The 9,593-nt window shown below is 35.8% G+C and carries 4 protein-coding genes; all 4 read right to left on the reverse strand.

All coding sequences use genetic code 11. The features are described 5' to 3' along the window. Positions 1–2,784: tetratricopeptide repeat protein (locus tag LBD46_08125; protein ID MDR2427124.1), on the reverse strand; the 2,784-nt coding region annotated here is incomplete at its 3' end. Positions 2,785–2,844: 60 nt separating this feature from the next. Next, positions 2,845–3,090: a hypothetical protein gene (locus tag LBD46_08130; protein MDR2427125.1), complete on the reverse strand. Its 246-nt coding sequence runs from the start codon at positions 3,088–3,090 to the stop codon at positions 2,845–2,847. Between the two features lie 50 nt (positions 3,091–3,140). Continuing rightward, positions 3,141–4,532, reverse strand: a complete 1,392-nt coding sequence (locus tag LBD46_08135; protein ID MDR2427126.1) for a CCA tRNA nucleotidyltransferase — start codon at positions 4,530–4,532, stop codon at positions 3,141–3,143. Positions 4,533–4,723: 191 nt separating this feature from the next. Next, on the reverse strand, positions 4,724–9,593 hold a 4,870-nt coding region (locus LBD46_08140; protein ID MDR2427127.1), incomplete at its 5' end, for a UTP--glucose-1-phosphate uridylyltransferase.

Consider the following 9,593-nt stretch of genomic DNA (forward strand, 5'->3'; position numbering starts at 1 on the left):
TTCGGCTTCAGCAGCTTTCACTCTTTTTTCCGCTTCTTCTTTTGCAAGTCTTTCCTTTTCTTCCTCTTCTGCTTTCAATCTCGCTTCTTCGGCTTCAGCAGCTTTCACTCTTTTTTCCGTTTCTTCTTTTGCAAGTCTTTCCTTTTCTTCCGCTTCTGCTTTCAATCTCGCTTCTTCTTCTTTTATTTTGCTAAGCCTTTCTTGCGTTTCAAGTTTAGCCTGTTCGGCTTTTTTAAGTTCCTCTTCCATATCTATGGAAGATTTCTTATAATCGCTTTGCGGTTTTGGCTCTTCATAAGTAGTTTTAAGTTTTTGGTAAATCGCTGAAATCACAGCGCTGTCCTGTTTTTTTATGGCATTATCTATATAATTTAATTTTGCCTTCAACGAATTAAGAATTTTCTTTGATTCTTCATCTTCCGGTTCGCCACTGTGTGTATCTTCCACGATCGTCTGTTGCTCGGGTTTAGTTTTGGCAGATTCAGACTTCTCTTCTTTTTCTTCTTCGGCAGCGGGCTGAGTCTTACTTTCCGATACCTGTTCATTTATGGTTTTTTCATATACTTTATTTAGTTTATTATTGATATTTTCAATATCTTTATAAAGGTCTGCCAGATTTGTCTGTCCGTTGTAATAATCCGAATATTCAAAAATCGATTTGTCAGATACGATATTGCCGGCGCCGACAAATATTTTTAAAGCTGTATCATAATTTTTTAAAGATTCGGAAAGTCTTCCCATATTCCTGTAAACTATGGCTTTATATAAATATGCATATGCATTTTTTTTGTCAAGAATCAAGGTTTCTTCTATGTCGGGAAGAGCTTTTTCATATTGTTCGGTTTTTATAAAAAGCAAGGCTCTTTTCATATAAGTGTCTATATTATTCGGTTCTATGCTCAATGCTTCGGAAAAATCTTTTTCTGCCTGAACAAAATCTCCTTTATTCACATTGGCATCCGCTTTAAGAATAATCGCTTCGGCAAAGTCCGGCATTAAATCGGCCGCATAGCCTGCATCATCTACCGCAGATTGAAAGTCATTTAAATTAAACTCTATCTGCGCTCTTATAAAATAAGCATGTTCGTCGCTTTTTAAAATCTGCATAGCTTTATTTATATATTCCAGCGCTTCCCTGTATTTTCCAAGTTTAAGCATATTTTCTGCAAACATCTTAAAAAGAGAAGCGTCCTCAGGGTTTGATTTTATCGCTTCCTGAAGATCAGTAAAAACATTATTTTGGTCATCTATCTTCATATACGCTTTCGCACGTTTTTTATATATTTCCGAAACGGGATATCCTGCATTTTTTGCTTTCGTAAAATAATTTATCGAATCCTGATAATTGCCCAGCTCGAAAGCCGATACTGCCGCATAATATAAAGATTGCGCAATTTGATAATTTTGTTTTACACATATTAAAAAATCATCATAAGCTTTAACGTATTGTTCTGAATCAAAATATGCGCTGCCTCTTATGTAATATGCTTGAGATAAAGACGAATTATTTTCAATTGCTTTGGTCAAATCATCAATGGCAAGAGTATAGTTGCGCATAATGAAATACGACTGTCCTCTGCCTACGTATTCTTCCGAATTAATAAATTTCATTTCTATGGCTTTAGTAAAATCAGCTTCTGCAAGAGCATAATTTTTATCGGCTAAAGCTGCAGCTGCGCGACCGTAATAAAGTTCTGCAATATCTTTTCTTATTTCAAGCGCCTTATCATAACTTTCGACGGCTCCTTTGAAATCCGACAGATTGTTTTTTATATACCCTTTAAAACAATAAAGAAAATAAAGTTCTGGCATAATTTCTATTGCCCGTTCTATATCTTCAAGCGCTTTGGCAAATTTTTCCTGTTCGCAGTAAATGTATGCTCTTGCCATATACGCCGGGGCAAAAGAAGCGTCGGCGTTAACGGCTTTTTCAATTTCTTTTAAAGCCTTATCATAAAAACCGCCGTACCTGTACAAGCTCGCAAGATTATAATGCGTAAAAGCGTCATCTGGAGAGATTAAAGCGGCAGAGTGAAAATCTTTTTCGGCCAAATCCTCTTTAAACATTTTTCTGTACGTTATTCCGCGGTTATTAAAAGCAAAACAGCTTGTCGGCTGCAGTTCCAGAGCTTTATTGAAATCATATATGGCTTTTTTAAGCTCTTCTCTATGCCTGTAAGCTATTCCTCTGTTATTATACGAATAATCATCGCTAGGGTTTAGTTCCAAAGCTTTTGAAAAGTCGGCTATGGCGCTGTCAATTTCGTCCATATATCTGTATGCCATCGCTCTCCCATAATAAGCGGAAGCATTGCCGCTGCTTATTTCAATAGCTTTATTAAAATAGCCGACCGATTCCTGATATCTTCCCAAACGCCTGTAGACGTTTCCCAATCCTCCATAAGAAGTTGCATTTTTTGGATTCAGTTCTATGGCTTTTTTAAAATCCGCAATTGAATTATCATATTCTCCCAAAGCCGCATAAGATTCTCCTCTGCAAATATACGCAAATGAAAAATTTGGATCTAAATCCAGTGAAATAGAAAATTCTTTTACGGCGTCTTTATATCTGCCCTTTTTGTGATATATCTGCCCTAAATTATAATAAGCCGAGGCATCAGAAGGATTTTGTTTTACTGCGTTAACATAAAACTCCTGTAGTTTATCATACTCTTCTTTCTTTGACAAAGAACAGGTAATTTTTATCTCTTCAGGATTGAGTTCTACATGTTCAATAAATCTGTTTACAAAAGTTTTTACGTGTTTTAAATAATTAATTGTCATGGTTTTCCTTCATATTAATTTTATTGTTATCCGCAGCAGAATCCGCGTTTTATTTATTCTTTATTTTTTAAATCTTGTTCCGATAAGAAGCCCTATGAACATGCCTATTTGAGCGGCAAAAATAATATCGAACGAGATAATAATACCTACCACAAGTCCCGCTCCGGCGCCGGCAAGCACGCCTTCGATGTCATAAACCTTATTTGTGGTTTCATTAATTTCAATCTTTTCGTCGTCTTGCGGCGGTTTAGAAGACTGTGAATTCTGAGTCTGCTGAATAATTTGCGATTTTTGTTCTTCTTGCATTTCTTACCTCAATTTAATAAATAGCGCCAATAAATTATATCAAATAATGTTCATTTTGCAGACTTATTTAACATTTCTTTCACAAGAATAAAAGCTTCGTCTTTTGTCATCTGCGGATTGTCAAGCTGAGCCGACATTATGTATTCTTTGGCTTTTTTTATCCATTCTCCCTGTGTTAATCCAAAATATTCCATTAAATCTTTGCCATTTAAAAGCTCGACTCTAGGATAAAGAAGATTTTTCTTTTTTAAAATATTTATTCTTTCAATAAATTCAAAAATCTTCACTCGGGCATTTTCTCTGCCGAAATCTGCCTGTGACAATTCAATGACATAATCAATTTCTTCGCCGCAGACTTTTGCAAAACGCCTTATCGCTCCATCTTTCCATTGCGGCGTATAGTGTTTAGGATACATATGATTTTTAATTATGTTGACAACTCTAGCAGAAAATTCTTTAGGATAATGCAGCCTTTTAAGGATTTCCGCGGCAATTTCCGCTCCGTAACTTTCATGTCCGTGAAAACTTATTTTTTCTCCGTCAGATTTGAAAACCGAAAACTTTCCGCAGTCATGCAGCAATGCCGACATCCTCAAAATCAAATCCGCATTTGTTTTGTCAAGCACTTTATAAGTATGTTCCAAAACGTCACTGTCGTGATATTTTAGAGGCTGTTTCAATCCGTCAAGCCTTTCTATTTCGGGAAATATCTCCGACAGCAGCCCGATTTCTTTCATTATGCAAAATGCCGACGAAGGGCTATCTTCTATCAGTATTTTATTTATTTCATCCCTTATTCTTTCCGCAGCGACTATACTTATTCTCGAAGAAGAACTCTGCATTGCTTTAAAAGTAATTTCCTCTATCTCAAATCCAAGCTGCAGTTTTTGGCGTATGGCTCTCAAAATTCTAAGAGGATCCTGAGCAAAAATCAACTCTGCATTGTAAGGATCGGTAACTCTTATTATTTTTTCTTTTATGTCTTGAACACCTTTTGTAGTTAAATCCAGAATCTGCATATCGCTTAAACGTAGAAAAAGAGCGTTTACTGTAAAATCCCTTCTCAAAGCGTCCTGCTGTAAAGAACCTATTTTCGTATCGGGATTTCTTGAATTTTTATCATAATATTCTTTTCGCGGCATTATAAATTCAACTTCTTCTCCATCAATAAACAACTTTGACGTGCCGAACCTTTCAAAAACGACAGGACACATCAAATCATATTTTTTCGCAAGAATTTTTGAAAACTCTATCCCGGCAAAAGCATTATCCTCATCTTTTTTATCTTCGACCATAATATCTAAATCTTTAGGCTGTCTGTTTAAAAAAAGGTCGCGAACAAAGCCGCCTACCGCATAAGTTTCAAATTCATTTTTTTTCGCGGTATCAGAAACTTTATCAATGATAGAAAGAAATTGTTCAGGTATTTTAACTTCGTTCACCATAGAATTTATTTATAACACAATTTTATTGAATTTTCAATGCTTTCAGCAAAAGGCAAACAATGCCCGCAAGTAAATAAAAAATGTTGTCAATTAAAAAAGTACAAAAAGAAACAGGATTTTAGCCATAAAAAAAGGCGACCGTTTCCGGTCGCCTTTTGAAACGCAATTGAATATGAAATTTATTTGTTTTATGCCGCAGATAACATTGCACGCACTCCGTCACGCTGGGAACTTACTTCGACATGTGACACCTCAACCTCTATGGTTTTGACAACACTGAGCATAACCAACAAGTCGGCAAGGGCTTGCGGTAGGTCTTCGGGTCTAACGGTATCGTTTTCCAAATCAGAAATAATGGCATTAATACCTTCCTGCGCAGCTTCCTGCGCCTGTGAGAAATTCAAATTCTCTGTAGACATGCCGTATTTTTCAAGTGCGTTTCTGGAATTTTCACCGCCCTTATCATCCAAATATTTCTTTATATCGTTATCGCTGATGTTATTCATCTTAGCTTTTACCAGAGCAATTCTGTAAACGTCGGCGTTTGTTCTGTATTCAAATGTTTTTTCTCCAAATCTGCTTACCAAAATTCGTTCAAGAACTCCCTGAACATAACCTTGAGCTTCCTCTTTTGTTTCTAAAGTGTTCGCTTTGGAAGTCTGTAAAATTGTGCCGACCCCTTTTATGACAGATTCATCGCCGGCATCTAATTTCTTCAATACATCGTATAATTTCGTTTCCTGCTCCAACGTTATGGCAGATATGTTTTCCCTAAACCCCGACCGCCTTGCATTTTTGTAAATACCCTCCGGCGTTTTCTTTACATAGGAAGTCCAAACCGCAACAATTCCGAGGAAAAGGCTGTATATATCTATATTTATCCCTTTTGTAACAAAAAGCTTTAAAATTTCATAGTCTATAAACAAAGCCTTTGCTCCGCCTTTAATGGCCTTGCGGGCGGATTCTGCTATTTCATTGGCATCAACTGTATTATCATTATAATTTCCACTTATGTTTATATATTCGTCAAAATTGTCGATGCCTGATATGCGCTGCTGTTCGGTATAATAAGCAGACTTAACAGATATTATAGCAGTAGAATTTTCTCTTTTTATAATGGAAGGGATTTTTTCAAGGCGGACTTTGATTTCGTTAAACTCTTCTTGTTGCAATGAATTGAAATCAAAAATTATTCCATCTATTCCGATACCAGCCGTTCTCAAGATTTTTAAACCTTTCTTTCCTATCATCTCTATAATATCTTCGGCTTCCGCCTTATTTACAGGTTTAAAATTCAGAACAACTCTTTTGTTTTTCGAATGCGTTTTCTTTATAAAATCCTTCAGTGCTTGAGCTTTATCGTAAAACTCCTGAAGCGTCAATTCAACTGAAAATACGGTGGATATAAGCGCTTCTATATTTGCATCATTTATTTTTGACAAATCTATATTAGTAATTAACGGAAGCTGATTTCTCATATCGTCGCCATCTCTGTTTATTTTTTGAGTGTCTCCCAAAATTTCAATTTTGTCTATTTCAGATATTCCATTGGTAACGTTGGAATATCCATCTCTTTTGGCTTTAGCATCTTCTTCAGCATTTTTAGTTATTGCAAAAATTGCGGCTAACGGCGAGGCTACAATAATATCGTTAAAGGAAATATCGGAGGCATTTTCCACTATGCCGACAAGACCATCCAGATTGTCCACGACATATTTATAAGCATTGTAAGCCGCGGATTTATTCTCATAAAAATATACTCTCACTGCAAACCCATTTTTTTGCACGAAAGTTTTTTCATAAATATACATGTTGCCGGTATTTTTAACTGTAGCGTTTGTTATATCGTTGCTGCCTACAGGAATAACCACATTGACATTTTTACCAAGATCGGCTTTTTCAAGCGCGATTTTTTCAATCGCAGATCCTTTTTCGTAAACGCCTTCGCCATACACTAGGATGTCTTCAAGCCCGGCAAGTTCGGGATAATATTTAGTGATATACGCACGTTTCCATTCTCTGCGTAAAGGTTCGATTAGCCTATTAATAATATCCTTTATAAACTTTTGTACCCCGGATTGTGATGACTCATCCTGAGTTTTCAATGCAGATAAAGGATGTATGCCTTTTTCATGAGGGTTGGGGTTGTTCATATCCATCGTACTATTTTCAAAAGTTTCGTCAAAATTGTCCTTATTTTTAATTGGACCGAACATTTCTTGCGCTTCCTCATCATTGAGAAATACAAACTTTAATAATGTCTTTCCTGTAGCCAAAGCGATCAAATTATTTAATTCCATCAAAGACGAAGAGATTGCGATTTCTAATTTGACATAATTCTCTTTATTGTTGATTATCAGATCTCCGAGAACATACAGCCGCTCCATTATCTTTTCTTTGCTGTCTAAGTTTTTCATAGGATATTCCTTACTTATTGTAGCGACTACGTTTGGATCATTAAGAGCCATTTTTAATTCTTCTATAAGTGATATGATTTCATGCTTGCTGACAACAAGCATATTGGTATTAAAGAAAGCTTTTGTTGATTCCTGAAATTTCTTCTCCAAAACTTTATCTCCTTTCACTTGAGCTATTTCAATAATTTTGAATATCGGAACAGACGTCCCCAAAGCGCTGACTGCATTCCCAACTATCATAGGAATACCGCCTTTTTTATTGCCTTCATTTGTCCCTTTTTCGGTGACAATGATCACTGCAGGAGTTTTTGTAGCATCCATCCAACCAAATAAATTTAAAGGAACTTGTCCCGCTAAAAAATTATCAGTATTTCCAAAAAACCAAAAAATGTCTTTATTATCTGCGCTTTTCTCTTTGTTTTCCACCATTTGCCTGACTAAATTTGCGAAAAAAGAACCGTGATTAATCAATTGCTGAAAACGGAAGAAATTCACTTTTCCCGTCTTTTCATCATATTGAATTGTAGGATGCGTCTTCTGTAAATACACACCATCTTCTTTGTCCTGCACTTTCTTTAATACATCTAAATTTATTAATTCTTCTTCGTAAGTTTTTCCGGTGGAAGAAACCTTTTTCAACAACTTTTTAACGTCTTCTAACGACTCATTATTTGTCAACAGGTTTAAGGTCAATCCGGCAAAGCCGGCATTTTTCTTTGCGATGAAATCGTCAAGTATTATTTCCGCAACACTCTTTATTGTCCAATAACCATTTTTTCTCTCTCGAACTCTCAGCCCTATATCTAGTGCTTTTGTTTTCAATTGCGGATCGCCCGCTTCGGTTTTAAATTTCGGATTATCCTCTGTAGTTATATCCAGTCCGTATTTTTCCTGCATTTTTTTATCTCTGATAAGTTTTGCATAATCGTCGGTATACCATTCAGGGTTTAAGAACTCCCCATTCTCCACCGCTTTTGAGATTGCTTCTCTTTCCGCATCGGTTTTGGCCTCTCCTTGTCTTACCTGCAAAACATACCATGCTTTTAAGAACCTTACTCTATCTAAACTTTCACCTATCCCAGCCAGCCCTAAACTAAACGCAACAGAAATTTCTTTCAAATTAGATTCGTATTTTTCTTTCTTTATATCAGACCATCTAACCACCAACCCCTTATAGTTTCTCATGACGATTTCCCCGTCAAGATTTTCATCCAGCAAGAAATTTTCAACATCTGTGGAATGTCCTTCTTTTATACTACGCATATATTCTAGAGTCATTACGAGCTGCTGAATTTCTTCTTCAGGAGAAATGCCGTATAATTTCTCTATAATCTTGCATACTTGCCCAACTTGGGGCCTTAAAATCTTCATTCTTTCTTCTATATATAAGGATCTTGCGTCCAACGCCGCCTTTTCAGCTGCCGCCAACGCCATAGAAGTTCCGACTGTTTTATTTCCACTATAATTTTCAATTGCTTTTTTATATTGTTCCAAGCTGGACAACAAAGTCTTCACTACATCTTCTTGTACATCAAATTCTTTTGCTTTCAATGAATTTTCAACCCTTGTCACTGCCATCGACACTGCCACTTCCAACATTTCAAAAGTTTCTTTTGTTTTATTTTTACCATAAGCTTCAATTGCTTTTTTAAAGGCTATCAGCGAAGTCTCCACCTCATTTATTACGTCAAATTTTATTGCTTCTAACGCCTTTTCAGCCTTCTCAAAATCTGCTTCTGTTTTACTTACTTCATAAACGTTTACTATCTCTTCTAAGAGAATTATTGAGGACTGAATATTTTCCTTTTCTTTCAACTCCGTTTCAGGCAAAGCTTCGTTTTCCTCTTTAAATTCTTTTTCTTTCAACGCCTTTTCAGCCAAAGCCAAGTCTTCAGTTTCATCTTTTTTTCTGTCTGCTGCTTCCTTTACCTTATAAACCTCTAAAATCTCTTTATATTTTTCAAGATTTTTATTGACTACCTGTTTACTGTCCCCGCCGAGAGTCTTATAATCTTTAAGCAGCTCTGATGCTACGTTGCTCTCTAACTCTTCCAAAACTTGCTTTGCATATTCCGGGGGAAATATTTTAATAACATCTGCGCCGATAGATGAACGTAAAATATTTATAGATTTAATGAGAAAATATATCTTTTCGGCTTTTTCATATCCATCCTCAAAATTTTTATAGGCATTATAGTCATCAAGAGCTGAGTAAAAATTTAACAATGGAGAAGCTAACGACTTTTTGCCAAACAAATAACTTTTCACACCTTTAAAACTGAAAATATCGTTTAAATGCGCCCGAAGTTCGGATTTAATCCCCTTAATATGCATTAATTCATGATTCAAAATAATATTGTCAACTAAGTCTTGATCTAACTCCATCAATGCCAAAGCGTTAACTCTTATTATTTTGTTTGCTTCATCTGCATCAGCAATAACTTTTAATCCCCCCTCATCATTTTGAAGAGTGGCACCATTAAGTTTTCCAGCATATCTTATGTTAAGCATATTTACATATACAGCAACTCTCTCTTTTTTAACATCCGTAAGTTCTTCTTGTGCAGTTTTCTCAAGAGCATCTTTAACTCGCTTAGCATTAGATATTGAAACTGCTGAAAAACCAAATATTCCCAAACCC

Source organism: Candidatus Endomicrobium procryptotermitis (genome assembly GCA_031279415.1).
Lineage (GTDB): Bacteria > Elusimicrobiota > Endomicrobiia > Endomicrobiales > Endomicrobiaceae > Endomicrobium_B > Endomicrobium_B procryptotermitis.

Excerpts from the sequence above, each read along its gene's own strand:
- LBD46_08130 (MDR2427125.1), bottom strand. The coding sequence starts at position 3,090 with ATGCAAGAAGAACAAAAATCGCAAATTATTCAGCAGACTCAGAATTCA.